Origin of the sequence: Enterobacter cloacae complex sp. 2015409 (assembly GCF_041365315.1) — a bacterium.
GTDB classification, from domain to species: Bacteria; Pseudomonadota; Gammaproteobacteria; order Enterobacterales; family Enterobacteriaceae; genus Enterobacter; species Enterobacter pseudoroggenkampii.
Window position 1 is genome coordinate 226,749 of sequence record NZ_JBFTVM010000003.1, and the last position, 23,518, is coordinate 250,266.

The following is a 23,518-nucleotide window of genomic DNA, read 5'->3' on the forward strand; positions in this document are numbered from 1 at the left end:
ACTGCAAATGCTGCTGCTTTGTAAAGCACCGATGCGATTTTGAAAGGGACTTTAATAAGGGTGAGGAGTATACACGAGCCTTCTTCCTGGGGCGAACAAAGTTTTACATCAACCCGCCCAGGCTCTACACTGCGCGGTATTGAAACGAGGTAAAACAAGTCATGCGTGTACTGGGTATTGAAACATCCTGCGATGAAACCGGCATCGCCATTTACGACGACGAAAAAGGGCTTCTGGCCAACCAGCTGTATAGTCAGGTGAAATTGCACGCTGACTACGGCGGCGTCGTGCCTGAACTGGCCTCTCGTGACCACGTGCGTAAAACGGTTCCCCTGATTCAGGCGGCGCTGAAAGAAGCAGGATTAACGGCAAAAGAGATTGATGCAGTGGCGTATACCGCAGGCCCGGGCCTGGTCGGTGCGCTGCTGGTTGGCGCAACGGTTGGCCGTTCGCTGGCCTTCGCGTGGGATGTGCCGGCGATCCCGGTTCACCATATGGAAGGGCACCTTCTGGCGCCGATGCTGGAAGAGAATCCGCCTGAATTTCCGTTTGTGGCGCTGCTGGTCTCCGGCGGTCACACGCAGCTGATTAGCGTAACGGGCATTGGCAAATACGAGCTGCTGGGCGAGTCGATCGACGACGCCGCCGGCGAAGCCTTCGACAAAACCGCCAAGCTGCTGGGACTCGATTACCCAGGCGGCCCGATGCTGTCGAAAATGGCGTCACAGGGAACGGAAGGGCGCTTTGTCTTCCCGCGCCCGATGACAGACCGTCCGGGGCTGGACTTCAGCTTCTCCGGGCTGAAAACCTTCGCGGCCAACACGATCCGCAATAACGATGACAGCGAGCAGACCCGCGCCGATATCGCCCGCGCGTTTGAAGACGCAGTGGTGGATACGCTGATGATCAAGTGCAAGCGCGCGCTGGATCAGACCGGCTTCAAGCGTCTGGTGATGGCGGGCGGCGTGAGTGCCAACCGTACGCTGCGCGCGAAGCTCGCCGAGATGATGCAAAAGCGTCGCGGGGAAGTGTTCTATGCCCGTCCGGAATTCTGTACCGATAACGGGGCAATGATCGCCTACGCGGGTATGGTGCGCCTGAACGCTGGCGCAACGTCCGACCTGAGCGTGTCCGTGCGTCCGCGCTGGCCGCTGGCGGAACTGCCTGAGGCGTGAGTTTTTTTGTCCGGTGGCGCTGCGCTTACCGGGCCTACGGTTTTGTAGGCCGGGTCAGGCGAAGCCGCCACCCGGCAACAAACCGCACTACACCCGCAGCATCCCTTTCTCTTCCAGAAACGCAATAATCGTCGCTAAACCGTCCCCCGCCTTCAGGTTGGTAAAGGTCCATGGACGCTCGCCGCGCATGCGGTTGGTATCGCGCTCCATCACCTCCAGCGACGCACCGACGTACGGCGCGAGATCGGTTTTGTTGATCACCAGAAAATCGGATTTGGTGATCCCCGGCCCGCCCTTGCGCGGGATTTTTTCCCCTTCGGCCACGTCGATCACGTAAATAGTCAAATCCGCCAGCTCCGGGCTGAACGTCGCGCTCAGGTTATCCCCGCCGCTTTCAACGAAGATCAGATCCAGGTTGCCGAACTTCTCGCTGAGCGCTTCCACCGCCGCCAGGTTCATTGAGGCGTCTTCGCGGATAGCGGTATGCGGACAGCCGCCCGTCTCCACGCCCACGATGCGCTCCGGCGCCAGCGCGCCCGCCTCGGTCAGAATGCGCTGATCCTCTTTGGTGTAGATATCGTTGGTCACCACCGCAAGATGATAGGTATCGCGCATCGCCTTGCAGAGCGCTTCCAGCAGCGCGGTTTTGCCCGACCCTACCGGGCCGCCTACGCCCACGCGCAGGGGATGTTTGTAATCAGCCATATTGACTCCTCAGGAACGGAATAGTCGAGAATATTGGGTTTCGTGGCGCGCGGAGGCGATGGCGGACAGCGGCGTTGCTGCCCCCAGCGCGTCGTCGCGACGTAAAAATGCCTGTTCAAAACCAGCGGCGTAGTGGTCGCTCAGTTCGATAATCAGCTGCTGTGCGGCCTGCTGCCCAAACGGCACCAGCTTGACGCCTGCCATCACCGCGCTCTCAATCCAGCTGTAGCCAAGGCTCAGCGCCAGCTCGCGCACGCTAATGCCCCAGCGTACGCCGAGCCAGGCCATGCCGCAGAGCTGGCTTTGCATAAACAGCGGCAGCCATTCGGGCGGACAGTCAGGTTCCCAGCTCTTAATCAGTCGCGTAAAGGCCGCCCCACGGTTGCGCTCCTCTTCGCGCAGCTCGCGCGTTTCACGGCAGGCGAGAAGGTATGCCGTCCAGCGTTTTGCATTTGTAAGAGAGGATTGCTCACAGGCCTGATAAAGACGGATAAACAGCGGCAGATCGACGCAGAAAAAGCTCTGCTCCATCTGCTGTATTTGCCAGCGTTTAAAGGCCCCGGCGTCCGTGACCCAGCCCGCCTCAACGGCCCACTCCAGCCCCTGGGACCAGGTAAACGACCCGACCGGCAGGCTGCTGCTGGAGAGCTGCATCAGGCGCAGCCTCTGGCGAGCGTGCTCCATCAGCTCATCAGCGCCAGCAGGGCGGAGACAATCAGCCCGCCGCCGAAGGTTTTACGCAGGCCGTCGTGACGGCGCAGCAGCAATCCTGCGGCGAAACTGGCGCACAGCACCGTGGCGCTGGCGAACATAAACCCGCTGGTGAAGAGCCAGAAGTTATGGCCGGACATCTCCACGCCGTGCGCCCAGCCGTGGAACATCGCCAGGGCAGGCACCGCCAGCAGCAGACGGTTTTCCGTTTTAAACATCATCACGCCGCTGACCGCCAGCGAGGCGATAATCAGCATCTCCATGCCGCTGAAGCCGCCGAGCAGGCTGCCCGCAATGGCGCCGACAAGCATCATCCCGAGGGTGGCAAACGGCAGCAGGAGTTTGCGACCGCTCAGCGCCGAGAGCACGCCTGCACCGGTCAGCATCAGGAGATGATCGAGCCCGGTCAGCGGGTGGAGAAAACCGGCCTGAAAGCTGTCGGCGCCGTGGCCGGGATGCGCGAGCGCGGGAACGGAAAAAGCCAGCAGTAACAGCGGTAAATACTTGCGCATGATGGATCCTTAATGTGAATGAGCGTGAGAATGGCCGTGGCTGTGGGCACCGCTGGTATAAGCGCCCGCTTCCGGTTCAAACGGCAGGCTGGCGTAGCCCACGTCCAGCCCGAACTGGCGCAGCATGTCGTCGAGAACGTGGTCGTGGTGATAGCGCAGCTCGCCGGGCATGATCTGCAGCGGCACGTGGCGGTTGCCCAGGTGGTAGCAGGCGCGGGCGAGCAGGAACGGATCGGCGCAGCGCACCACGGAAACCGACTCCGGGGCGGCGATCACTTCGATCACTTCGCTGCCGTCGTCGGTAGTCAGCAGGTCGCCCCCGCGCAGCAGCAGGCCGCGCGGCAGCATCAGCCCGGCTTCGCGGCCGTCGTTCAGCGCCACGCGGGCGCGGCTTTTCACCCGCACGTCAATCGGCAGCGTGACGCTGGCGGTAGTCTGATGCGCATGGTCCAGGCGTTGGGTTAAATAGATCATCATCACTCCTCAAAACAGGAAATAGCGTTGCGCCATCGGCAGAACGTCAGCCGGTTCGCTGGTAATCAGTTCGCCGTCGACGCGCACCTCGTAGGTTTGCGAGTCGACGGTGATATTCGGCTGCAGCCCGTTGTGGATCATGTCCGCCTTTTTCACCGTCCGGCAGCCTTTTACCACCGCGGTGGCGCTTTGCAGGTTGAGCTGCTGCGGGATACCGTTCGCACTGGCCGCCTGCGAGACAAACGTCAGTCGGGTGGCGTGGCGCGCGGCGCCCAGCGCGCCAAACATCGGGCGGTAATGCACCGGCTGCGGCGTGGGGATTGAGGCGTTGATATCCCCCATCGGCGCGCAGGCGATCATCCCGCCCTTGACGATGGTGGCGGGTTTGACGCCGAAGAACGCCGGAGACCAGACGACCAGATCCGCCAGCTTGCCCGCCTCAATCGAACCGACCTCATGGGCGATACCGTGGGTCAACGCCGGGTTGATGGTGTATTTGGCGACATAGCGCTTCACGCGGAAGTTATCGTTCTCGCCGGTCTCTTCCGGCAGCGCGCCGCGCTGGACCTTCATGCGGTGCGCGACCTGCCAGGTGCGGATAATCACTTCCCCGACGCGGCCCATGGCCTGAGAGTCTGACGAGGTGAGCGAGAACGCGCCGATGTCGTGCAGCACGTCTTCGGCGGCGATGGTCTCCCGGCGAATGCGGGATTCGGCAAACGCCACGTCCTCGGCGATATCCGGATCGAGGTGATGGCAAACCATCAGCATGTCGAGATGCTCGTCGATGGTATTCACCGTGTAGGGCAGGGTCGGGTTGGTGGAGGAGGGCAGAATATTCGGGTGCGCACAGGCGGTGATGATATCCGGCGCGTGGCCACCGCCCGCCCCTTCGGTGTGGAAGGTGTGGATTGTGCGCCCGCCAATGGCGGCCAGCGTATCTTCGACAAACCCGGACTCGTTCAGCGTGTCGCTGTGCAGCGCCACCTGAATGTCCATCTCTTCGGCCACCTCCAGCGAGCAGTTGATCGCCGCAGGCGTCGCGCCCCAGTCTTCGTGGATTTTAAGCCCGATGGCGCCGGCGGCAATCTGCTCGCGCAGGGCGTCCGGACTGGAGCCGTTACCTTTGCCGAGCAGGCCGATATTCACCGGCAGCGTATCGGCAGCCTGCAGCATGCGGGCGATATACCACGGCCCCGGCGTGCAGGTAGTGGCGTTGGTGCCCGCCGCCGGTCCGGTGCCGCCGCCGATCATGGTGGTGACGCCGGAGATCAGCGCCTCTTCCGCCTGCTGCGGGCAGATCCAGTGGATGTGGGTGTCGATCCCGCCTGCGGTGACGATCTTTCCTTCGGCGGCAATCACTTCGGTTGCGGCACCAATCGGGATCGTCACACCGGGCTGAATGTCCGGGTTTCCGGCTTTACCGACGGCGAAGATCCGCCCGTTCTTCACGCCGATATCGGCTTTCACGATCCCCCAGTGATCGACGATCAGTGCATTGGTGAGAACCAGATCCACGCAGCCGTCTGCGGTCATCTGCCCCTGACCCATGCCGTCGCGGATCACCTTCCCGCCGCCGAACTTGACCTCTTCACCGTAGACCGTGAGATCGTCTTCCACTTCGATCCACAGCTCGCTGTCGGCCAGCCGCACTTTATCCCCGGTGGTGGGGCCGAACATATCGGCATAGGCCTGGCGCGAAATCTCAGCCATGTTTCACCTCGCCCATCACCTCGCCGCGAAAGCCGACAATGCGCTGCGCGCCGGCGACCTGAACCAGCGTGACTTCCCGCTTCTGGCCTGGCTCGAAGCGCACGGCGGTACCCGCCGGGATGTTCAGCCGGTAGCCTTTGGTGGCTTCCCGATCGAACTTCAGCGCCGGGTTGACCTCGTAAAAGTGGTAGTGCGATCCGACCTGGATCGGCCTGTCGCCGTGGTTTTCGACAATCACGGCTTGGGTTTCGCGCCCCACGTTGATCGCAATCGCGCCGGGCTGGATCTGATATTCGCCAGGGATCATCATGCGCTCCTTAGACGATCGGGTTGTGGACGGTGACGAGCTTCGATCCGTCCGGGAAGGTGGCTTCGACCTGAATATCCGGGATCATCTCCGGCACGCCCTCCATCACCTGGTCGCGGCTCAGGACGTGGCGGCCTGCCTCCATCAGCGAGGCGACGGTTTCACCATCGCGCGCGCCTTCCATGATGAAGGCGCTGATCAACGCGACCGATTCCGGGTAATTGAGCTTTACCCCGCGCGCAAGGCGGCGTTCGGCAACCAGCGCAGCGGTGAACAGCAACAGCTTGTCTTTTTCTCTGGGGGTCAGTTCCATAACGTTTCTCTTATGTCTGCCAGATACGCGGCGAACAGGCGGTTTTGGTGGTGAGAAGCGGGCGAAGCGACTGCCAGACGTCGCGCATCACCCGCTGACAAATCAGGTTATCGTGGGAGAGAAAGCGCATCGACATGAGATCGTCTGCGAGCGTGGCGCCCGCAAACGTATCCAGCGGGGCGAGCAGTGCACGCGCCGCGTCGAGATGTGCTTCTCTGGCCGGGTAGAACAGCAGCGTGCCAATCCACGGATGCCCGGCGACGGGCGTGAGATCGCCGTCGGCAAGGTGCTGACGTTCAATCAGGCGTGGCTCGTCCTCAACCCAGACTTCAAGGCGGCTCTCCAGCGTGCCGTGGCTGAAGGTCTCATTGATTACCGGTCGTCCCAGGCAGTACAGCTCCCACGCCAGCAGCGTGCTGGAGGCCTTCAGGTGGAAGACGGAGCGCAGCGCGGCATTCGCACCGGGGAAGATAATGGTGTCCTGCGGCAGCCACTCCAGCGTGGATCCCTCATCGAGATAAAAGTGCTGATGCAGGCGAGCCTGCGGGCCGCTGCTGCGATAGAACTTGCTGGCGCCGGGCATGGTGATAAGCGCATGGCTTTTGGCGTCCAGACGCACGGTGATATCCAGCGTATCCCCGCCCACAACCCCGCCCGGCGGGTGCAGAAGATAGAGGTGGCAGGTCTCGCCTTCGGGATAAAATGGACGCTGAACGGTAAGCGGCCCGACGTGATGAGCGGAGTGCAGGAGGGTTTTCTCAGGGGTGTGACAAAACTGCAGGGCAAGCGACGCCAGCCAGCCTTTGTACGAATTATCAGTGACCTGAGCTGCTAACATGCTGCATCCATTTCCACACCATCGGGATACGTTTCAGTATGCCCTGGCGGAAATGAAGGCTGTCATATGAGTCGCTTATGGATAAAAAACCGGCTCTTGTGAGCCGGTTTGCGGGACTAGCGGTAATCCTCCGCATCCACATCATACCCGGACGGCTCCCAGCGGATCGCCAGCAGCGAGGCCAGGCCGATAAACGGCGCCAGGGCAATTACCCAGAACACGGCGGTATCCAGCGAGGCGACCAGCAGCGGGAACAGGAACAGCGACAGCGTCGAGCTGCTGCGCATCAGCGTCTGGTTGAGGCCCACGCCCACGCCGCGCAGCGAGGTCGGGTAGCTCAGCGAGGCGAACGTCATGGTATGCGCGCCCGGGCCAAAGCCCTGACCGAACAGGAATAGCGCCAGCATCGCGACGGCGAGCACCCCTTCAGAGGCGCCTTCAGGGCGGCCAATCAGCGCCAGTCCCAGCAGCGCGACCAGCTGGCAGGCGTAACCCGCCAGCGACATTCGCCATGCGCCGAAGCGCGGCACGTAGCGTACCGCCAGCAGTCCGCCAACGAAGGCAAACAGCAGGTTAAGCGCCAGAGATATCAGGATGGTGGTCAGCATCGACTGGACAAAGAAGCTGGAGATGATCACTGGCAGACCAAACGCCACCGCGTTATAGGCGAACGAGGAGACGACGGACAGCAGCGTGGCGAGCGTGGTGCGCCGCAAGTAGATGCCGCGGAACAGGTTCAGGTAGTTGGACCATTTCGCTTTATTCACGACGGGGGCTGGCTGGCTCAGCGCATCCTGCGGCACGTGGGCATTGATGTTGTATGAGTGGCGTAAAATGGACGCTGCCTCCTTCAGGTTGCCCTGATTCGCCGCCCAGACCGGCGATTCGCTCATATAGCGGCTGCGGATGGCAATAATCACCAGCGCCGGCACGGCACCAAAGCCGAGAATCAAACGCCACAGCCAGTCGCTGTGGCTTTCCGGCAGCACGGCGTAGAAGAAAAGCACCAGCAGGTAGGAGATACTGATGGCGGCATACCAGGTGGGGCACCACATCGCGACGCTGGAGGCCTTATTGCCGGGCCCTTTCAGCCTGGCGAACTCGCTTAAAAACGCCATCGCTACGGGAAGATCGATCCCGACCCCGAGCCCCATGACAAAGCGGGCGCCCGCGAGCACATATTCGTTCGGGGCCAGCGCACAGGCGATGGCTGCCACCACGAAGAACACCATATCAGCCATAAAAACGCGGTAGCGCCCGATTTTATCCGTGAGGTAACCGCCGAGAAGCGCCCCGACAATGGCTCCAAAGGTAATCGCCGAGGCCACCATGCCGGTACCGGCGGGCGTCAGGTTAAATTCGCGGGTGATGTCTTTAATGCCGAATGCCAGCGCGCCCAGATCGTAGGCATCGAGGAAAATGCCGCCCAGCGCGATACCGACTACGATACGGGCGTTTGCCCGGCCCTGAGAACCGTCATTAACGAGGCGTGATACATCCGATGCGCTGCGCACCCACTGGATGTCGCCATCAGGGGGAATACCTGCCGTTGAAAGGGGAGTAGATTCTGTGATTTCAGCCATTTTCTTCTTATGCGGTTGTGTTGTGTCCCTAACAGTTACCACAGGCAGAAGGTGACCAAAATCACATTTGGCTATAAGGCATAACTAACCCTTCGGAGCGTCTTTTTTCTTCCTCTTGAGCTTCGTCCAGATTTTGGTCTCCTGACGACGCCACAGGCGCTGGATATTGTCGTGATGACGCAGCAGGATAAGACAGGAGAGCATCGACACCGGGAAGGTGAACTGGGGTTTGAACCACCAGACGTAGAACGGGGCGATCAGCGCGCTGACGATAGCGCCCAGCGACGAATAGCCGCTCAGAAGAATGGTCAGAAGCCAGGTCCCGGCCATGACGCCGGTTAAGTCCCAGCCAATGGGGGCAATGGCACCAAAGGCGGTCGCCACACCTTTGCCGCCTTTAAAGCCGAAGAATACGGGCCAGATGTGGCCGACGCAGGCAGCAATAGCAATGAGCCCCAGCCAGAACGGCGTGACGCCCAGCGCATACGCGCCCCAGACGGGTAGCATCCCTTTCAGAACATCAAAAATCAAAACCGCTACGGCTGCTCCCTTGCCGCCAATTCGTAGTACGTTGGTCGCCCCCGGATTCCCGGAACCATTTTCACGCGGGTCAGGTAACCCGGCAATGCGGCAGACCAGAATGGCGCTGGAGATTGAGCCGCAAAGATAGGCGAGGAGGATCATTCCAGGCGCGATTGCACTCATAACGCTGTTCCGTTTTGAAAATGTATCTGTATTCTCAGCATCTGTGGATAATACGCATAATTCGCCGGAAGTGGTATCCGGTTTAGCCAAAAAGCAGGCAGGTCGTGATGGATATTGTATTTATAGAGCAACTTTCGGTAATCACCACTATTGGTGTTTACGACTGGGAACAGACCATCGAGCAGAAACTGGTGTTCGATATCGAAATGGGCTGGGATAACCGCAAATCGGCAAAAAGCGATGACGTGAACGACTGTCTGAGCTATGCCGACATCAGTGAAACGGTCATCAACCATGTGGAAGGGCAACGTTTTGCGCTGGTCGAACGGGTGGCTGAAGAAGTCGCAGAATTGCTGCTGAAAAAATTTAACTCACCGTGGGTGCGCATCAAGCTGAGCAAGCCGGGCGCGGTGGCGCGCGCCGCCAACGTTGGCGTCATCATTGAGCGTGGCACAAATCTGAAAGGCAAGAATTAACGTCATAATTGCTAAACCAATTTAGGTTATACCGGTCTCAGGACTGTATCTTATCGGTTGTCCGTATGGGACACCGTTTTTTTATATCTTTTTAGGGGTTTATAGATGAGCGATATGCACTCGCTGCTGGTGGCGGCAATACTGGGTGTGGTCGAAGGATTGACGGAGTTTTTGCCGGTGTCCAGTACGGGCCATATGATTATCGTTGGCCATCTGCTGGGCTTTGAAGGCGATACCGCCAAAACGTTCGAAGTGGTGATCCAGCTGGGTTCGATTCTGGCGGTGGTGGTGATGTTCTGGCGCCGTCTGTTTGGCCTGATCGGCATCCATTTTGGCCGTCCGCCGCAGCACGAAGGGATGAGTAAAGGTCGCCTGTCGCTGATCCATATTCTGCTCGGGATGATCCCTGCGGTGGTGCTGGGCCTGGTTTTCCACGACGCCATCAAATCGCTGTTTAACCCAATTAACGTGATGTACGCGCTGGTGGTGGGGGGCTTCCTGCTGATCGCCGCGGAAGTGCTGAAGCCAAAAACGCCGCGCGCGGAAGGTCTGGACGATATGACGTATCGTCAGGCGTTTATCATTGGCTGCTTCCAGTGTCTGGCGCTGTGGCCGGGCTTCTCGCGTTCAGGCGCTACCATCTCCGGCGGGATGCTGATGGGCGTAAGCCGTTACGCCGCGTCAGAGTTCTCGTTCCTGCTGGCGGTGCCGATGATGATGGGCGCCACCGTACTCGACGTCTATAAGAGCTATCACTTCCTGACGGCAGGCGACATTCCGATGTTCGCCGTTGGCTTCATCACCGCGTTTATCGTGGCGCTGATTGCCATCAAAACCTTCCTGCAGTTGATTAAGCGTATCTCGTTTATTCCGTTCGCGATCTATCGCTTTATCGTCGCGGCTGCGGTGTACGTGGTCTTCTTCTGACCGATGGCCCTCAGTCTTTTGGCTGAGGGCAATGCTTTTCTTTCCAGTCAGACACCGCCTGAATTCGCCGTTTCGTGAGTTCTTCACGAATTTCCGGTCCTTTGAATCCCGCCTCGACAACGTCCTTCGTGGGCACCGCTTTCGCCACCTCCCAGGCTTTACGCAGTAAACGTCCCTGCGGGTAGTCGCACGCTTCAAACCCGGTACGCCCGCGCACGTCAGCTTCGCTGGTCAGCGCGATTTGCTCTACGCGCTGGGGTTTGCGCCAGGCGTCGATATTATCGAAAAGCTTAACGATGGTGGCCGGTTTCAGGATCGGGAAGGTGTGGATCAGATCGTGGAATTCGGCAACCAGTTTCGCCAGATCGCGGATCTCGTTCGGCACGCGCAGACGCTGGCACAGCCCCTCGACCAGCTTCACCCCTGCCGGACCGTGCCCGTGGTGGCGAGGCCAGAATTCTTTTGGCGTTAAGCCTTTGCCGAGATCGTGGCACAGGGTGGAAAAGCGCACGTCCACGTCAGGGCTGAGCATGGCCGCCATGCTCAGGGTCATCAGCGTGTGTACGCCGGTATCAATTTCCGGGTGCCATTTTGCCGGGGCAGGTACGCCAAACAGCGCGTCTATTTCCGGGAACAGCACCTTCAGCGCGCCGCAGTCGCGCAGGACCTGGAAAAAGACCTGCGGGTTGCGCGTGGTGAGTGCATTTTCCGTCTCTTTCCAGACGCGCTCTGGCGTCAGGTGTTCCAGCTCGCCCGCCTCGGTCATGGCGGTCATCAGCGCCATTGTCTCATCTGCAATACGGAAACTGAGATGGGCGTAACGCGCGGCAAAGCGCGCCACGCGCAGCACGCGGAGCGGATCTTCAGAAAACGCCGGGGAGACGTGACGTAAAAGACGGTTGCGCAGATCGTCCTGACCGCCATAGGCGTCAACGATCTGCCCGTGCTCGTCCTGCGCCAGCGCGTTGATGGTGAGATCGCGGCGCAGGAGATCTTGCTCCAGCGTCACGTCCGGCGCGGCATAGCAGGTGAAGCCCGTATAGCCCGAGCCCGATTTCCGCTCGGTACGCGCCAGGGCATACTCTTCACGGCTTTTCGGGTGCAGGAACACGGGAAAATCGCGGCCTACCTGCTGGTAGCCCGCGTCGAGCATCTCTTCAGGGGTGGCGCCAACCACCACCCAGTCTTTATCTTTGACCGGCAGACCTAACAACGCATCACGTACCGCACCACCGACCAGATAACTCTTCACGCCCAACTCTCCCGTTTTCTCTTTTCCAGAATGATACGTAAGTCTGGCAGAGAAGACGAATTAGTTCATCCAGCGGTCTTTACGCTTACGGCTTGGGATCAGATGCGGCAGGACCAGACCCAGTACCAGACCCACGCCCAGCACGCCACCGCCATACATAAACCACTGCATGATAATGGTGCGCTGTTTGTCGTCGAGCTGCAGGTTGGCGGCATTCACTTTCTTCTGCGCGACAATCAGCTCGTTTTTCAGTTTCTGGTTCTCTTCTTTCAGGCCGTTAATCACACCGTCGCTTTGCGCCACTTTCTGCTGCATTTCAGCGGTGCGCTGGTTCCAGGTGCCGTCGATGTTGTTCAGCTTGTCGGTCAGGGTCTTCACCTGGTTTTCCAGATCCGGCACGCGCGTGCGCAGGCTTGGCACGGTGCTCAACTCTTTCAGCGGGATCCAGGAAGTACGCCCGGTACTGTCGCGAACCTGACCGTAGTTGGTGTCCGCATTGGTTTGTAACAGGGTGACTTCCTCGCCGGCATTTACCGTGCCCACGAGGCGATAATTATCTCCGGGGCCACTGCGTACCCAGGTGTTCAGTTCGTCAGAAACGTAACGCTTTTCTTCAGCGTGCACGGCGGTTGCGGCGCTAAAAGCGAGTAAAGTAAGTCCAATCAGGCGTAATTTAAGCATCATTAGTCGTTATTTTCATAAATAGTGGAACGATAGTAGTGGCAACAGTGTCTCTACGCAAAGCATTCGTCAGCAATCAGAATCATCTGTGTCACGACTCTACACATTTACGCCCGACAAATTGCTCATTGCATGGCAATTTGGCGCAAAATACTATGTACTGACAAACAAATGGCGAGGAAGTTCGCCCTCATTGACGCGTCTGTGACGCACGCAAAAGTACAAGGCTATGGCACAAGAAATCGAATTAAAGTTTATCGTCGAAAAAGACAGCGTTGACGCACTCCGCCAGCATCTGCATACGCTTTCCGGCGAACACCATGCACCGGTACAACTGCTTAATATCTATTACGAAACGCCAGACAACTGGCTGCGCCGCCACGATATGGGGCTGCGTATCCGGGGCGCGGGCGGGCGCTACGAGATGACGATGAAAATTGCCGGCCGCGTGGTCGGCGGCTTGCATCAGCGCCCGGAATACAATATCGACATCAGCAAGCCAGAACTTGAGCTGGAACGTTTTCCGGCGGAAGTCTGGCCGGAAGGCGAGCTGCCTTCCACGCTGGCGGAACAGGTGCAGCCGCTGTTCAGCACCGATTTCTGGCGCGAAAAATGGCTGGTGACGGAAGGTAAAAGCCGCATCGAAATTGCCCTCGATCTGGGGGACGTGAAGGCGGGTGAGTTCCAGGAACCGATTTGCGAACTGGAGCTTGAGCTGCTGGAAGGGGACGCCAATGACGTGCTGAAGCTGGCGCGCAGGCTGGTAAACCAGTCCGGATTACGTCAGGGAAGCCTGAGTAAAGCCGCGCGAGGTTACCATCTGGCCGCCGGAAATGCGCCGCGCGTGCTGAAAGAGACGACCATTTTGCACGTTGCGCCGAAAGCCAGCGTTGAACAGGGTCTGGAAGCCGCGCTGGAGCTGGCGCTTTCTCAGTGGCAATATCATGAAGAGCTGTGGGTGCGGAATGTGAAAAACGCCAAATCCCACATGCTGGCGGCGATTGCTCTGGTGCGCCATACCCTTGCGCTGTTCGGCGGTATTGTTCCTCGCAAAGCGAGCGCTCACTTACGTGACCTGCTGACGCAGACCGAAACGCTGATGCTCTCCGATGTCTCGGCGCAAACGGCGATCTACAGCCCGCAAACCGCCACGGCAAAACTGGCGCTGACCGAGTTTCTGGTGACGCGCGGCTGGCGCGCCTTCCTGGATGCGAAAGCAGAGGCCAAAATCGCGGAAAACTTTAAGCGTTTCGCGGATATTCATCTTTCCCGTCATGCCGCTGAACTGAAGAGCACCTTTGCCTATCCGCTCGGCGATAAGTATGGCGATCAGCTTCCCCGTCTGTCGCGCAACATCGACAGCATGCTGCTCCTTTCCGGTGCCTACGACGGGCCACAGGCGCAGGCGTGGCTGGAAAACTGGCAGGGGCTGAAGCATGCCATCGAAACCCGCCAGCATATTGAGATTGAGCATTTCCGTAACGAGGCCATTTCGCAGGAGCCGTTCTGGCTGCACAGCGGAAAACGTTAACTCTGGCAAGGAACCCCTAAAATGCCGCTTTCTTCACCGTTACAGCAGCAGTGGCAGACCGTGTGCGAACGTCTGCCTGAGTCATTACCGGCGTCATCGTTAAGCGAGCAGGCGAAAAGCGTGCTCGCCTTCAGTGATTTTGTGCAGGAAAGCATCACCGCCTACCCGGACTGGCTGATGGAGCTTGAGAACGCACCGCCGCAGGCGGACGAGTGGCGGCACTATGCCGGCTGGCTGCATGCCGCACTCGAAGACGTAGCGGATGAGACGACGCTGATGCACGTCCTGCGTCAGTTCCGCCGTCGGGTGATGGTGCGCATTGCCTGGGCTCAGGCGCTGGAGCTGGTGAGCGAAGAGAGTACGCTGCAGCAGCTAAGCGAGCTGGCGCAAACGCTGATTGTCGCCGCGCGCGACTGGCTCTACGCCGCCTGCTGTAAAGAGTGGGGCACGCCGTGCAGCGAGGAAGGGGTTCCTCAGCCGCTGTTGATTCTGGGGATGGGCAAGCTGGGCGGCTGCGAGCTGAACTTCTCCTCCGATATCGACCTGATTTTTGCCTGGCCTGAGAACGGCTCCACGCGCGGCGGCCGTCGCGAGCTGGACAACGCCCAGTTCTTTACCCGTCTCGGTCAGCGTCTGATTAAGGCGCTGGATCAGCCCACGCAGGACGGTTTTGTTTACCGTGTGGACATGCGCCTGCGTCCGTTTGGCGACAGCGGCCCGCTGGTGCTGAGCTTTGCCGCGCTGGAAGATTATTACCAGGAGCAGGGGCGCGACTGGGAGCGTTATGCGATGGTTAAAGCGCGGATCATGGGCGACAGCGACGACGCCTACGCCAACGAGCTGCGCGCCATGCTGCGCCCGTTCGTGTTCCGTCGCTATATCGACTTCAGCGTCATCCAGTCCCTGCGCAATATGAAAGGGATGATCGCCCGTGAGGTTCGCCGTCGTGGGCTGAAGGACAACATAAAGCTTGGCGCGGGCGGCATTCGCGAAATCGAATTTATCGTCCAGGTCTTCCAGCTGATTCGCGGCGGGCGTGAGCCGTCGTTACAGTCCCGTTCACTGCTACCGACGCTGAGCGCCATCGAGCAGCTGCACCTGCTGCCGGACGGCGACGCGCAAACCCTGCGCGAGGCCTATCTGTTCCTGCGTCGTCTGGAAAACCTGCTGCAAAGTATCAACGACGAACAGACCCAGACCCTGCCGGGGGATGACCTTAACCGGGCGCGTCTGGCCTGGGGGATGCGCGTGGACGACTGGTCAACGCTGACCGAACGGCTCGATGCCCATATGGCAGGCGTGCGCCGCATTTTTAACGACCTGATCGGTGATGACGAAAGCGAATCGCAGGACGATGCACTTTCCGAGCACTGGCGCGAGCTGTGGCAGGATGCGCTCCAGGAAGATGACACGACCCCCGTGCTGGCGCACCTGAGTGACGATGCCCGGCATCGCGTGGTGGCGCTAATCGCCGATTTCCGTCTTGAGCTGAACAAGCGCGCCATCGGCCCGCGCGGCCGTCAGGTGCTGGATCACCTGATGCCGCACCTGCTGAGCGAGGTCTGCTCGCGAGCGGATGCGCCGGTGCCGCTGTCGCGCATGATGCCGCTGCTGAGCGGGATCATCACGCGTACTACGTACCTTGAGCTTTTGAGCGAGTTTCCGGGGGCGCTGAAGCATCTGATTACGCTCTGCGCCGCCTCGCCGATGGTGGCCAACAAGCTGGCGCGCTATCCGCTGCTGCTGGATGAACTGCTCGACCCGAACACCCTGTATCAACCCACGGCGACGGATGCCTACCGGGACGAGCTGCGTCAGTATCTGCTGCGCGTGCCGGAAGAAGATGAAGAGCAGCAGCTGGAGGCGCTGCGCCAGTTTAAGCAGGCCCAGATGCTGCGCGTGGCGGCGGCGGATATCGCCGGAACGCTGCCGGTGATGAAAGTGAGCGATCACTTAACCTGGCTCGCGGAGGCGATCATCGACGCGGTAGTGCAGCAGGCGTGGGTGCAGATGGTGGCCCGCTACGGCCAGCCGAAGCACCTTGCTGACCGTGAGGGGCGAGGGTTTGCCGTGGTCGGTTACGGCAAGCTCGGCGGCTGGGAGCTGGGATACAGCTCCGATCTGGATTTAATCTTCCTGCACGACTGCCCGGTTGACGTGATGACCGACGGCGAGCGTGAGATTGACGGGCGTCAGTTCTACCTGCGCCTGGCGCAGCGCATCATGCACCTGTTCAGCACCCGCACCTCGTCGGGCATTTTGTATGAAGTCGATGCGCGCCTGCGTCCGTCCGGCGCGGCGGGCATGCTGGTGACCTCAACGGAATCCTTCGCCGATTACCAGAAGAATGAAGCCTGGACGTGGGAGCATCAGGCGCTGGTGCGCGCCCGCGTGGTGTATGGCGATCCGCAGCTCAAAACGCAGTTCGATGCCATCCGTAAGGACGTCATGACCACCCCGCGCGAGGGCAGTACGCTGCAGACCGAAGTGCGCGAGATGCGCGAGAAAATGCGCGCGCATCTCGGCAATAAACACCGCGATCGCTTTGATATCAAAGCCGACGAGGGCGGGATCACCGATATTGAGTTCATTACCCAGTATCTGGTGCTGCTCCACGCCAACGACAAGCCGAAGCTGACCCGCTGGTCCGATAACGTGCGCATTCTGGAACTGCTGGCGCAAAACGACATCATGGACGAACAGGAGGCGCAGGCCTTAACCCGCGCCTACACGACGCTGCGCGACGAGCTTCATCACCTGGCGCTGCAGGAGGAACCGGGGCACGTGGCGCTGGACTGTTTCACTGCTGAACGCGCTCAGGTAACGGCCAGCTGGCAGAAGTGGCTGGTGGAACCGTGCGTAACAAATCAAGTGTGATATTATCGCGCGCAAATTGTGAATCTTTCTGGAGTCAGGAATGAAAGTAACACTGCCAGAGTTTGAACGTGCTGGGGTAATGGTTGTTGGGGATGTGATGCTGGATCGCTACTGGTATGGGCCGACCAGCCGCATCTCTCCGGAAGCACCGGTACCGGTGGTAAAGGTCGACACCATTGAAGAGCGTCCCGGCGGCGCGGCAAACGTGGCGATGAACATTGCCTCTCTGGGCGCGCACTCGCGTCTGGTGGGCTTGACCGGCATCGACGATGCGGCGCGCGCGCTGAGTAAGTCGCTGGCGGACGTGAACGTGAAGTGCGACTTCGTTTCTGTTCCGACTCACCCGACCATCACCAAGCTGCGCGTGCTGTCTCGCAACCAGCAGCTGATCCGCCTCGACTTTGAAGAAGGGTTCGAAGGCGTTGATCCCGAGCCGCTGCACGAGCGCATTAACCAGGCGCTGGGCAATATCGGCGCGCTGGTGCTGTCCGACTACGCGAAAGGCGCGCTGGCGAGCGTGCAGACGATGATCCAGCTGGCGCGTAAAGCCAGCGTGCCGGTGCTGATCGACCCGAAAGGCACCGACTTTGAGCGCTATCGCGGCGCGACGCTGCTGACGCCAAACCTCTCCGAGTTTGAGGCGGTGGCGGGCAAGTGCAAAACCGAGGAAGAGCTGGTTGAGCGCGGCATGAAGATCATTGCTGACTTTGAGCTGTCCGCGCTGCTGGTGACCCGCTCCGAGCAGGGGATGACGCTGCTGCAGCCGGGCAAGGCGCCGCTGCATATGCCAACCCAGGCGCAGGAAGTGTACGACGTGACCGGTGCCGGTGATACGGTGATCGGCGTGCTGGCGGCGACGCTGGCCGCAGGAAACTCCCTGGAAGAGGCGTGCTACTTCGCTAACGCCGCGGCGGGTGTAGTCGTCGGTAAGCTCGGTACCTCAACCGTTTCCCCAATCGAGCTGGAAAATGCGGTGCGCGGCCGTGCGGACACCGGTTTTGGCGTCATGACCGAAGACGAGCTTAAAGTGGCCGTCGCCGCCGCGCGCAAGCGCGGTGAGAAAGTGGTGATGACCAACGGCGTGTTTGACATCCTGCACGCGGGCCACGTCTCCTATCTGGCGAATGCGCGCAAGCTGGGCGATCGCCTGATTGTGGCGGTCAACAGCGATGCGTCGACGAAACGCCTGAAGGGTGAAACGCGTCCGGTGAACCCGCTTGAGCAGCGGATGATCGTGCTCGGCGCGCTGGAAGCGGTGGACTGGGTGGTGTCGTTTGAAGAAGACACGCCGCAGCGCCTGATTGCCGGTATTCTGCCGGACCTGCTGGTGAAAGGCGGGGATTACAAGCCGGAGCAAATCGCGGGCAGCGAAGAGGTCTGGGCCAACGGCGGCGAGGTGATGGTGCTCAACTTTGAGGACGGGTGTTCCACCACCAACATCATCAGGAAGATCCAGAAAGACAGTCAGTAAAAAAAACGGGCCAGCTGGCCCGTTTATTTTTTCACCCTCTCCCTGTGGGAGAGGGCTGGGGTGAGGGCATCAGGCCGCACTTACTCCTGGTCATCCACCGGTGGAATGGCCGGTGCCGGCTTCACTTCTTCCGGCGCATTGCGGTTTTCCAGCTCGGTCAGACGCTGTTCCAGCAGCGCCAGCTTCTCGCGGGTGCGCAGCAGAACCTGGGTCTGCACGTCAAATTCTTCACGGCTGACTAAATCAAGGCGAACCAACTGCGCCTGCAGCGTCTGGCGGATTTTTTTCTCAACGTCATCACCAAATTCACGAATGCCTTTTGGCATGGATTCATGAACCTGACGCGCGATCTGCTCAATTTTTTTCGGGTCAATCATTGTCGTTTCCCTTGATGGAAAGGTGTTAGTGTCCATTGTAGCGCGTCATGCCCGGGGTAAACAAAATTGTTTGATGCTTATGCATTGCCCAGGATAATCAATAGCGTTATAGTTATCTCGCTTATTCTCAGGGCGGGGCGAAATTCCCCACCGGCGGTAAATCAGCGTGACGCTGAAAGCCCGCGAGCGCTTTGGGTGAAAACTCAAAGGTCAGCAGATCCGGTGTAATTCCGGGGCCGACGGTTAGAGTCCGGATGGGAGAGAGTAACGATCCAGTCGGGCATGGGCCCGCTCACGTTATCTTTTTGCCGCTTATACGGCGCTCCTAAGACTGCCCTGATTCTGGTAACCATAATGTTAATGAGGTTTTTTTACCATGAATCAGACGCTACTTTCCTCTTTTGGCACTTCAACTCAACGTGTTGAACATGCACTGGATGCACTGCGCGAAGGCCGCGGTGTGATGGTGCTTGACGATGAAAACCGTGAAAACGAAGGCGACATGATTTTCGCCGCCGAAAACATGACCGTTGAACAGATGGCACTGACCATCCGTCACGGCAGCGGCATCGTATGCCTGTGTATTACCGAAGATCGTCGTAAGCAGCTCGAGCTGCCGATGATGGTCGAAAACAACACCAGCGCCTTTGGTACCGGTTTTACCGTGACTATTGAAGCGGCGCATGGCGTGACCACCGGTGTGTCTGCGGCTGACCGTCTGACCACCGTACGTGCCGCGATTGCTGACGGTGCGAAGCCATCCGATCTGCATCGTCCAGGCCACGTCTTCCCACTGCGCGCGCAGGCGGGCGGCGTCCTGACCCGCGGCGGTCACACCGAAGCGACCATCGACCTGGTGACGCTGGCGGGCTTCAAACCTGCGGGCGTGCTGTGTGAACTGACCAACGATGACGGCACCATGGCGCGCGCGCCGGAGTGCATTACCTTTGCGCGTCTGCACAACATGCCGGTGGTCACGATTGAAGATCTGGTGGAGTATCGCCAGGCGCACGAGCGCAAAGCCAGCTGATAATAAAAACGCCGGGATATCCCGGCGTTTTTTTACCCGATTCCTGCGGTCTGCAGCAGAACCAGGCTTAATCCCATCACCGACATTCCGCACAGCACGCCATAGCTGGGGTTGTTGTTAGGATCTATCTCCTTCGCCAGCGGCATCAGTTCATCCACCGAAAGTGCAACCATGATCCCGGCTACCGCTGCCATAATCGCCGCCATCACTACCGGAGAGACCAGGCTACCAAGGATCAGCCAGGCCAGCACGCCGCCAAGGATTTCGGCCATCCCGGAAATACCTGCCCAGAACACCGCGGTGCGTTTCGAGCCCGTGGCGGCATAGACCGGACCGGCCACCGCGAGTCCTTCAGGAATATTGTGTAAGGCGACCGCCAGCGCGATGCCAAAGCCCATCTCAAGATTGCTGCTGGCCGTCACGTAGGTGGCGACCCCTTCCGGGAAGTTATGCAGGCTGATGCCCAGCGTCAGCAGAACCGCCGTTCGCTTAATATTCCGCGGCATGGGCGTTACGTTTTTCTGCATTAAATCCTGCGGATGCGCGTGCGGCAGCATCCGGTCGAGGGCAAAGTACCCCAGCAGGCCAAAAACAAACATGCCGTAACCCAGCAGCGGAGACATGCCTTCTGTGCCCAGCGCGGCAGGCAGCATCTCCATCAGGGAGATGAGCAGCATGATCCCGGCAGCAAAGCCCAGCGAGAAGGCCAGCACGCGGTTAGAGGGCTTTTGACCAAGTACGCCGAGGATCGCACCGATAAAGGTCGCAGCGCCCGCGAGTATGGTCAGGATCAAGGGGACTGACATGCATAACTCCTTGTGATAATGATTCTCATTAATATAAATGATTCATTTCTGGCAAAGCGAGGGGCGAACCCCGGCTTTACACATTCCTTACATTCAAATTTCCTGATGATGATCTTCACGCTTATCTGCGTTCATCTTTGCCGGATTGCGCGTAATGTAGCACCATTAAATTGACACCTTCTGTAAGGATATCATCATGACTTCTTCCCGTATGCCAGCCCTGTTTTTAGGCCACGGCAGCCCAATGAACGTTCTGGAAGACAACGTCTATACCCGTGCCTGGCGTCATCTGGGCGAGACGTTGCCGCGTCCAAAAGCGATTGTGGTGGTATCCGCGCACTGGTTCACCCGTGGAACGGGCGTGACTGCCATGGAAGCGCCAAAAACCATTCATGATTTTGGCGGCTTCCCGCAGGCGCTGTATGACACGCATTATCCAGCCCCCGGCTCGCCTGAGCTGGCACAAAGGCTGGTGGATCTGCTGGCGCCTGTTCCTGTAACGCTGGATAAAGAAGCCTGGGGTTTTGACCATGGCTCCTGGGGCGTGCTGATTAAAATGTATCCTGATGCGGATATCCCGATGGTGCAGCTGAGCATCGACAGCACCAAACCGGCCGCCTGGCATCTGGAGATGGGCCGCAAGCTGGCAACGCTTCGTGATGAAGGCATCATGCTGGTGGCAAGCGGCAACGTGGTGCACAACCTTCGTACGGCGCGCTGGCACGGTGAAAACACGCCATATCCATGGGCGACCGCTTTTAACGACTACGTTAAAGCGAACCTGACCTGGCAGGGTTCGGCTGAGGAGCATCCGCTGGTGAACTATCTGGATCATGAGGGCGGTTCGCTCTCTAACCCGACGCCGGAACACTTCCTGCCGCTGCTGTACGTACTTGGCGCGTGGGATGGTCAGGAGCCGGTTACGATCCCGGTCGACGGGATTGAGATGGGAAGCCTGAGTATGCTGTCGGTGCTGGTGGGGTAATAAAAGCAAAACGGCAACTTCAGGTTGCCGTTTTTAGTGTGTGCACCCTCTCCCTGTGGGAGAGGGCTGGGGTGAGGGCATCAGGCCGCAGTCTTATTCCACAAAAATATGCGGATAAAACCGCGACAGATCCTGCGTGATCAGCGCGCGATCTTCGCGAATGCCAATTCCGGCTGGCAGATCGTTGATGAGCCAGCTGCCAATCAGCGTATAGCTGTCGCCAAACTTCGGCAGTTGATAGAACTCCTGGACGATCATCCCTTCTTCGCCGTACGGCCCTTCAACCGCTTCCAGCGTCTTACCGTTTTCGATAATCGACACGTTCGCGCCTTCGCGGGAGAAGATCGGCTTAACGACGTATTTCTCCATTTGCGGGTAATCATCTTCCGCAAAATACGCCGGCAGCAGGTTCGGGTGATTCGGGAACATCTCCCACAGCATCGGCAGCAGGGCTTTGTTAGAGATAATGCTCTTCCAGGCCGGTTCCAGCCAGCGCACGCCAGCATCTTCCAGCTTGGTGGAGAACATCTCGCGGAGCATGTATTCCCACGGGTAGAGCTTGAACAGGTTGCTGATCACCTGATCCTGCGTATCCGTAAACTGACCTTTTTCACCCAGGCCGATATCCTCGATATAGAGGAACTCGGTCGCCACCTCCGCTTCGGCAGCGCAGTCCTGCAGATACTGAACCGTGCCACGGTCTTCTTCCGTGTCGCGGCAGCAGGCGAGATGCAGCAGGTTGAAGCCAAACTGCTCGCGCAGCTCGGCGAAGCGCTCGATCAGCTTCTCCTGCAGGCTGTTGAACTGGTCGCTGCCATCCGGCAGGTTTCCGGCATTGGCCTGGTCTTCCAGCCAGATCCACTGGAAAAACGCCGCTTCGTACAGGGACGTTGGGGTATCGGCGTTGTTTTCCAGAAGCTTCGGTTCACCTTTGCCGTCCCACGCCAGATCCAGGCGAGAGTAAAGCGAAGGCTGATTCGTTTTCCACGACTGGCGGACAAAGCTCCAGGTGTGCTTCGGAATGCGGAACTTTGCCATCAGCTCGTCGCTGTCGATGACCTTTTCCACGACCTTCAGGCACATCTGATGCAGCTCGGCCGTCACCTCTTCCAGCTTCTCAACCTGGGCCAGCGTGAGCTTGTAGTAAGCGTCTTCACACCAGTACGGCTCGCCGTACATGGTGTGGAAGTTAAAACCGTACTCGGTGGCTTTTTCACGCCAGTCCGGGCGCTCGGTGATACTGACTCGTTCCATGATCAGCCGCCCATTGAGCGAGTAGATGAGGTGCCTGTCGCGCTGCGCTGCATGCTGGTCTGCTTCGCCACCGATTCACCAAACCCGCCGCGGGTGATGGTGCTGGTCGTCGCAGGCTTCGGCGCCATTGCCGTTTTCGGTACCGTCACGGTGCGGCCAGGCGTCGCTGCGCCGTAGCCTTTACCGCTGGCATCGGTATATTGACCGTAAGCCGGGCTGGCCGGGTTTTTCGAGCTAAACAGCGGCTGCTGCTGGTAGCCTGCACCGCCGCCCATCAGGCGACCCATCATGTAGCCTGCCATCAGCGGCATCCAGAAGCTGCCGCTGGACTGCGCCTGCGCCTGATTTTCAGGTGCGGTGCTGGCCTGGGCCGGTGCCTGCTGACACTGACCTTCACCGAATTCCGCCACGCAGTCTTCGCGTGAGGCATATTTCGGCGCGGTACGTTCTGCTTCTTTCAGCGCGCTCGTATAAGCCGTTTTACACTCGGCGGCTTTGCCGGTTGCGGCAGAGCAGTCGTCTGCGTTTTGATACAGCGAAACCGTTTCGTCATTTTTCTCACAGCCTGCCAGCATAAAGACAGCCGTGACCGCCAGCGCAACAGGGGTGAGGTGACGCGCGTTCCAGCTCTTGCGGAACGAAGCGTGATTTATAGATTTTGTCCGTTTCATCTTTGTCTTCCAGGACCCAGTGGTAATAACGCTCAGGATAGAGGATGAGTGGTTGAAAATGAAGCGAAGAGGGGCGGAATCCGGGGGATCTTTACGTTGGCTTACGTTCGGATGTGATTCAGATGCTCCCTCTCCCTGTGGGAG

General features: G+C 59.3%; 24 protein-coding genes and 1 riboswitch. Of the genes, 8 read left to right on the forward strand and 16 right to left on the reverse strand.

The annotated features are described in order from the left end of the window. The first annotated feature begins 161 nt into the window (after positions 1–161). A complete protein-coding gene (tsaD, locus tag ACDO57_RS17140) occupies positions 162–1,175 on the forward strand; it encodes a tRNA (adenosine(37)-N6)-threonylcarbamoyltransferase complex transferase subunit TsaD (RefSeq protein ID WP_032650276.1) in 1,014 nt (337 codons plus the stop codon). Between the two features lie 87 nt (positions 1,176–1,262). Here the strand turns inward: tsaD and ureG are convergent, their stop codons facing one another. The 10 genes from ureG to plsY all read right to left on the reverse strand — a co-directional run bounded on the left by ureG (position 1,263) and on the right by plsY (position 9,036). Further along, the gene (ureG, locus tag ACDO57_RS17145; RefSeq protein WP_024906473.1) at positions 1,263–1,880 is read right to left on the reverse strand and encodes an urease accessory protein UreG; all 618 of its coding nucleotides are present in this window, start codon (positions 1,878–1,880) and stop codon (positions 1,263–1,265) included. A gap of 9 nt (positions 1,881–1,889) precedes the next feature. Next, positions 1,890–2,564 carry an urease accessory protein UreF gene (locus ACDO57_RS17150; RefSeq protein ID WP_032650275.1) on the reverse strand — a complete coding sequence of 225 codons (675 nt, stop codon included), beginning with the start codon at positions 2,562–2,564 and terminating at the stop codon, positions 1,890–1,892. Beyond that, entirely contained in the window at positions 2,564–3,103 is a 540-nt protein-coding gene (locus tag ACDO57_RS17155) for a HupE/UreJ family protein (RefSeq protein WP_370884312.1), read from the reverse strand. Before ACDO57_RS17155 ends, ACDO57_RS17150 begins: the two co-directional genes overlap by 1 nt. 9 nt (positions 3,104–3,112) lie before the next feature. Next, complete coding sequence (gene ureE / locus ACDO57_RS17160) at positions 3,113–3,577, reverse strand: urease accessory protein UreE (protein ID WP_090418735.1); 465 nt, start codon at positions 3,575–3,577, stop codon at positions 3,113–3,115. 9 nt (positions 3,578–3,586) lie between these two features. Continuing rightward, positions 3,587–5,290, reverse strand: coding sequence for an urease subunit alpha (gene ureC / locus ACDO57_RS17165; RefSeq protein WP_267217253.1), 1,704 nt, complete (start codon positions 5,288–5,290; stop codon positions 3,587–3,589). After that, positions 5,283–5,597: an urease subunit beta gene (locus tag ACDO57_RS17170; protein WP_032650271.1), complete on the reverse strand. Its 315-nt coding sequence runs from the start codon at positions 5,595–5,597 to the stop codon at positions 5,283–5,285. Before ACDO57_RS17170 ends, ureC begins: the two co-directional genes overlap by 8 nt. A gap of 10 nt (positions 5,598–5,607) precedes the next feature. After that, entirely contained in the window at positions 5,608–5,910 is a 303-nt protein-coding gene (locus ACDO57_RS17175) for an urease subunit gamma (protein ID WP_090418727.1), read from the reverse strand. A gap of 10 nt (positions 5,911–5,920) precedes the next feature. Beyond that, positions 5,921–6,748, reverse strand: a complete 828-nt coding sequence (locus ACDO57_RS17180) for an urease accessory protein UreD (protein WP_370884313.1) — start codon at positions 6,746–6,748, stop codon at positions 5,921–5,923. Positions 6,749–6,864: 116 nt separating this feature from the next. Beyond that, on the reverse strand, positions 6,865–8,331 hold the full coding sequence (locus ACDO57_RS17185) for an MFS transporter (protein WP_370884314.1): 1,467 nt from the start codon (positions 8,329–8,331) through the stop codon (positions 6,865–6,867). Between the two features lie 84 nt (positions 8,332–8,415). Continuing rightward, entirely contained in the window at positions 8,416–9,036 is a 621-nt protein-coding gene (gene plsY / locus ACDO57_RS17190; protein ID WP_023309216.1) for a glycerol-3-phosphate 1-O-acyltransferase PlsY, read from the reverse strand. Positions 9,037–9,143: 107 nt separating this feature from the next. Here plsY and folB point away from each other — a divergent pair, with 107 nt between their 5' ends. Beyond that, the gene (folB, locus tag ACDO57_RS17195; RefSeq protein ID WP_032645073.1) at positions 9,144–9,512 is read left to right on the forward strand and encodes a bifunctional dihydroneopterin aldolase/7,8-dihydroneopterin epimerase; all 369 of its coding nucleotides are present in this window, start codon (positions 9,144–9,146) and stop codon (positions 9,510–9,512) included. 105 nt (positions 9,513–9,617) lie between these two features. Next, positions 9,618–10,439 (forward strand): undecaprenyl-diphosphate phosphatase, encoded by an 822-nt coding sequence (gene bacA / locus ACDO57_RS17200; protein WP_024906482.1) that lies wholly within the window; start codon positions 9,618–9,620, stop codon positions 10,437–10,439. Between the two features lie 10 nt (positions 10,440–10,449). Here the strand turns inward: bacA and ACDO57_RS17205 are convergent, their stop codons facing one another. Together ACDO57_RS17205 and ACDO57_RS17210 are read right to left on the reverse strand one after the other, a co-directional pair. Continuing rightward, positions 10,450–11,691 carry a multifunctional CCA addition/repair protein gene (locus ACDO57_RS17205; RefSeq protein ID WP_032650479.1) on the reverse strand — a complete coding sequence of 414 codons (1,242 nt, stop codon included), beginning with the start codon at positions 11,689–11,691 and terminating at the stop codon, positions 10,450–10,452. A gap of 60 nt (positions 11,692–11,751) precedes the next feature. Further along, positions 11,752–12,372, reverse strand: a complete 621-nt coding sequence (locus tag ACDO57_RS17210) for a TIGR04211 family SH3 domain-containing protein (protein WP_024906484.1) — start codon at positions 12,370–12,372, stop codon at positions 11,752–11,754. A 229-nt stretch (positions 12,373–12,601) separates the two neighbouring features. On the opposite strand from ACDO57_RS17210, the gene ACDO57_RS17215 reads away from it, so the two are divergent. Genes ACDO57_RS17215 through hldE form a run of 3 tightly spaced genes read left to right on the forward strand, consistent with a single transcriptional unit; the run spans position 12,602 to position 18,251 of the window. Continuing rightward, complete coding sequence (locus tag ACDO57_RS17215; RefSeq protein WP_370884315.1) at positions 12,602–13,903, forward strand: inorganic triphosphatase; 1,302 nt, start codon at positions 12,602–12,604, stop codon at positions 13,901–13,903. A 21-nt stretch (positions 13,904–13,924) separates the two neighbouring features. Next, entirely contained in the window at positions 13,925–16,780 is a 2,856-nt protein-coding gene (glnE, locus tag ACDO57_RS17220; RefSeq protein WP_370884316.1) for a bifunctional [glutamate--ammonia ligase]-adenylyl-L-tyrosine phosphorylase/[glutamate--ammonia-ligase] adenylyltransferase, read from the forward strand. A gap of 40 nt (positions 16,781–16,820) precedes the next feature. Beyond that, positions 16,821–18,251, forward strand: a complete 1,431-nt coding sequence (gene hldE / locus ACDO57_RS17225; protein ID WP_061714460.1) for a bifunctional D-glycero-beta-D-manno-heptose-7-phosphate kinase/D-glycero-beta-D-manno-heptose 1-phosphate adenylyltransferase HldE — start codon at positions 16,821–16,823, stop codon at positions 18,249–18,251. An 80-nt stretch (positions 18,252–18,331) separates the two neighbouring features. Here the strand turns inward: hldE and ubiK are convergent, their stop codons facing one another. Next, positions 18,332–18,628 carry a ubiquinone biosynthesis accessory factor UbiK gene (ubiK, locus tag ACDO57_RS17230; protein ID WP_014071796.1) on the reverse strand — a complete coding sequence of 99 codons (297 nt, stop codon included), beginning with the start codon at positions 18,626–18,628 and terminating at the stop codon, positions 18,332–18,334. A 119-nt stretch (positions 18,629–18,747) separates the two neighbouring features. Then, a riboswitch (FMN riboswitch) is annotated at positions 18,748–18,898 on the forward strand. 106 nt (positions 18,899–19,004) lie between these two features. On the opposite strand from ubiK, the gene ribB reads away from it, so the two are divergent. Further along, positions 19,005–19,658, forward strand: a complete 654-nt coding sequence (gene ribB, locus ACDO57_RS17235) for a 3,4-dihydroxy-2-butanone-4-phosphate synthase (protein ID WP_010435670.1) — start codon at positions 19,005–19,007, stop codon at positions 19,656–19,658. A gap of 32 nt (positions 19,659–19,690) precedes the next feature. Here the strand turns inward: ribB and zupT are convergent, their stop codons facing one another. Then, positions 19,691–20,464: a zinc transporter ZupT gene (zupT, locus tag ACDO57_RS17240; protein WP_024906487.1), complete on the reverse strand. Its 774-nt coding sequence runs from the start codon at positions 20,462–20,464 to the stop codon at positions 19,691–19,693. Positions 20,465–20,660: 196 nt separating this feature from the next. On the opposite strand from zupT, the gene ygiD reads away from it, so the two are divergent. Further along, positions 20,661–21,449, forward strand: a complete 789-nt coding sequence (gene ygiD / locus ACDO57_RS17245) for a 4,5-DOPA dioxygenase extradiol (protein WP_157189734.1) — start codon at positions 20,661–20,663, stop codon at positions 21,447–21,449. A gap of 93 nt (positions 21,450–21,542) precedes the next feature. Here the strand turns inward: ygiD and ACDO57_RS17250 are convergent, their stop codons facing one another. Both ACDO57_RS17250 and ACDO57_RS17255 read right to left on the reverse strand, forming a co-directional pair. Continuing rightward, on the reverse strand, positions 21,543–22,703 hold the full coding sequence (locus ACDO57_RS17250) for a glutathionylspermidine synthase family protein (RefSeq protein ID WP_157189733.1): 1,161 nt from the start codon (positions 22,701–22,703) through the stop codon (positions 21,543–21,545). Positions 22,704–22,705: 2 nt separating this feature from the next. Continuing rightward, positions 22,706–23,374 carry a DUF1190 family protein gene (locus ACDO57_RS17255; protein WP_024906490.1) on the reverse strand — a complete coding sequence of 223 codons (669 nt, stop codon included), beginning with the start codon at positions 23,372–23,374 and terminating at the stop codon, positions 22,706–22,708. Positions 23,375–23,518: the final 144 nt, after the last annotated feature.

Excerpts from the sequence above, each read along its gene's own strand:
- ygiD (WP_157189734.1), top strand. The coding sequence starts at position 20,661 with ATGACTTCTTCCCGTATGCCAGCCCTGTTTTTAGGCCACGGCAGCCCA.
- ACDO57_RS17150 (WP_032650275.1), bottom strand. The coding sequence starts at position 2,564 with ATGGAGCACGCTCGCCAGAGGCTGCGCCTGATGCAGCTCTCCAGCAGC.
- glnE (WP_370884316.1), top strand. The coding sequence starts at position 13,925 with ATGCCGCTTTCTTCACCGTTACAGCAGCAGTGGCAGACCGTGTGCGAA.
- ACDO57_RS17210 (WP_024906484.1), bottom strand. The coding sequence starts at position 12,372 with ATGCTTAAATTACGCCTGATTGGACTTACTTTACTCGCTTTTAGCGCC.
- ribB (WP_010435670.1), top strand. The coding sequence starts at position 19,005 with ATGAATCAGACGCTACTTTCCTCTTTTGGCACTTCAACTCAACGTGTT.
- ACDO57_RS17215 (WP_370884315.1), top strand. The coding sequence starts at position 12,602 with ATGGCACAAGAAATCGAATTAAAGTTTATCGTCGAAAAAGACAGCGTT.
- tsaD (WP_032650276.1), top strand. The coding sequence starts at position 162 with ATGCGTGTACTGGGTATTGAAACATCCTGCGATGAAACCGGCATCGCC.
- ureE (WP_090418735.1), bottom strand. The coding sequence starts at position 3,577 with ATGATCTATTTAACCCAACGCCTGGACCATGCGCATCAGACTACCGCC.
- bacA (WP_024906482.1), top strand. The coding sequence starts at position 9,618 with ATGAGCGATATGCACTCGCTGCTGGTGGCGGCAATACTGGGTGTGGTC.
- zupT (WP_024906487.1), bottom strand. The coding sequence starts at position 20,464 with ATGTCAGTCCCCTTGATCCTGACCATACTCGCGGGCGCTGCGACCTTT.
- folB (WP_032645073.1), top strand. The coding sequence starts at position 9,144 with ATGGATATTGTATTTATAGAGCAACTTTCGGTAATCACCACTATTGGT.
- ACDO57_RS17175 (WP_090418727.1), bottom strand. The coding sequence starts at position 5,910 with ATGGAACTGACCCCCAGAGAAAAAGACAAGCTGTTGCTGTTCACCGCT.
- ACDO57_RS17255 (WP_024906490.1), bottom strand. The coding sequence starts at position 23,374 with ATGAAACGGACAAAATCTATAAATCACGCTTCGTTCCGCAAGAGCTGG.
- ACDO57_RS17185 (WP_370884314.1), bottom strand. The coding sequence starts at position 8,331 with ATGGCTGAAATCACAGAATCTACTCCCCTTTCAACGGCAGGTATTCCC.
- ubiK (WP_014071796.1), bottom strand. The coding sequence starts at position 18,628 with ATGATTGACCCGAAAAAAATTGAGCAGATCGCGCGTCAGGTTCATGAA.
- ureG (WP_024906473.1), bottom strand. The coding sequence starts at position 1,880 with ATGGCTGATTACAAACATCCCCTGCGCGTGGGCGTAGGCGGCCCGGTA.
- ureC (WP_267217253.1), bottom strand. The coding sequence starts at position 5,290 with ATGGCTGAGATTTCGCGCCAGGCCTATGCCGATATGTTCGGCCCCACC.
- plsY (WP_023309216.1), bottom strand. The coding sequence starts at position 9,036 with ATGAGTGCAATCGCGCCTGGAATGATCCTCCTCGCCTATCTTTGCGGC.
- ACDO57_RS17170 (WP_032650271.1), bottom strand. The coding sequence starts at position 5,597 with ATGATCCCTGGCGAATATCAGATCCAGCCCGGCGCGATTGCGATCAAC.
- hldE (WP_061714460.1), top strand. The coding sequence starts at position 16,821 with ATGAAAGTAACACTGCCAGAGTTTGAACGTGCTGGGGTAATGGTTGTT.
- ACDO57_RS17155 (WP_370884312.1), bottom strand. The coding sequence starts at position 3,103 with ATGCGCAAGTATTTACCGCTGTTACTGCTGGCTTTTTCCGTTCCCGCG.
- ACDO57_RS17250 (WP_157189733.1), bottom strand. The coding sequence starts at position 22,703 with ATGGAACGAGTCAGTATCACCGAGCGCCCGGACTGGCGTGAAAAAGCC.
- ACDO57_RS17180 (WP_370884313.1), bottom strand. The coding sequence starts at position 6,748 with ATGTTAGCAGCTCAGGTCACTGATAATTCGTACAAAGGCTGGCTGGCG.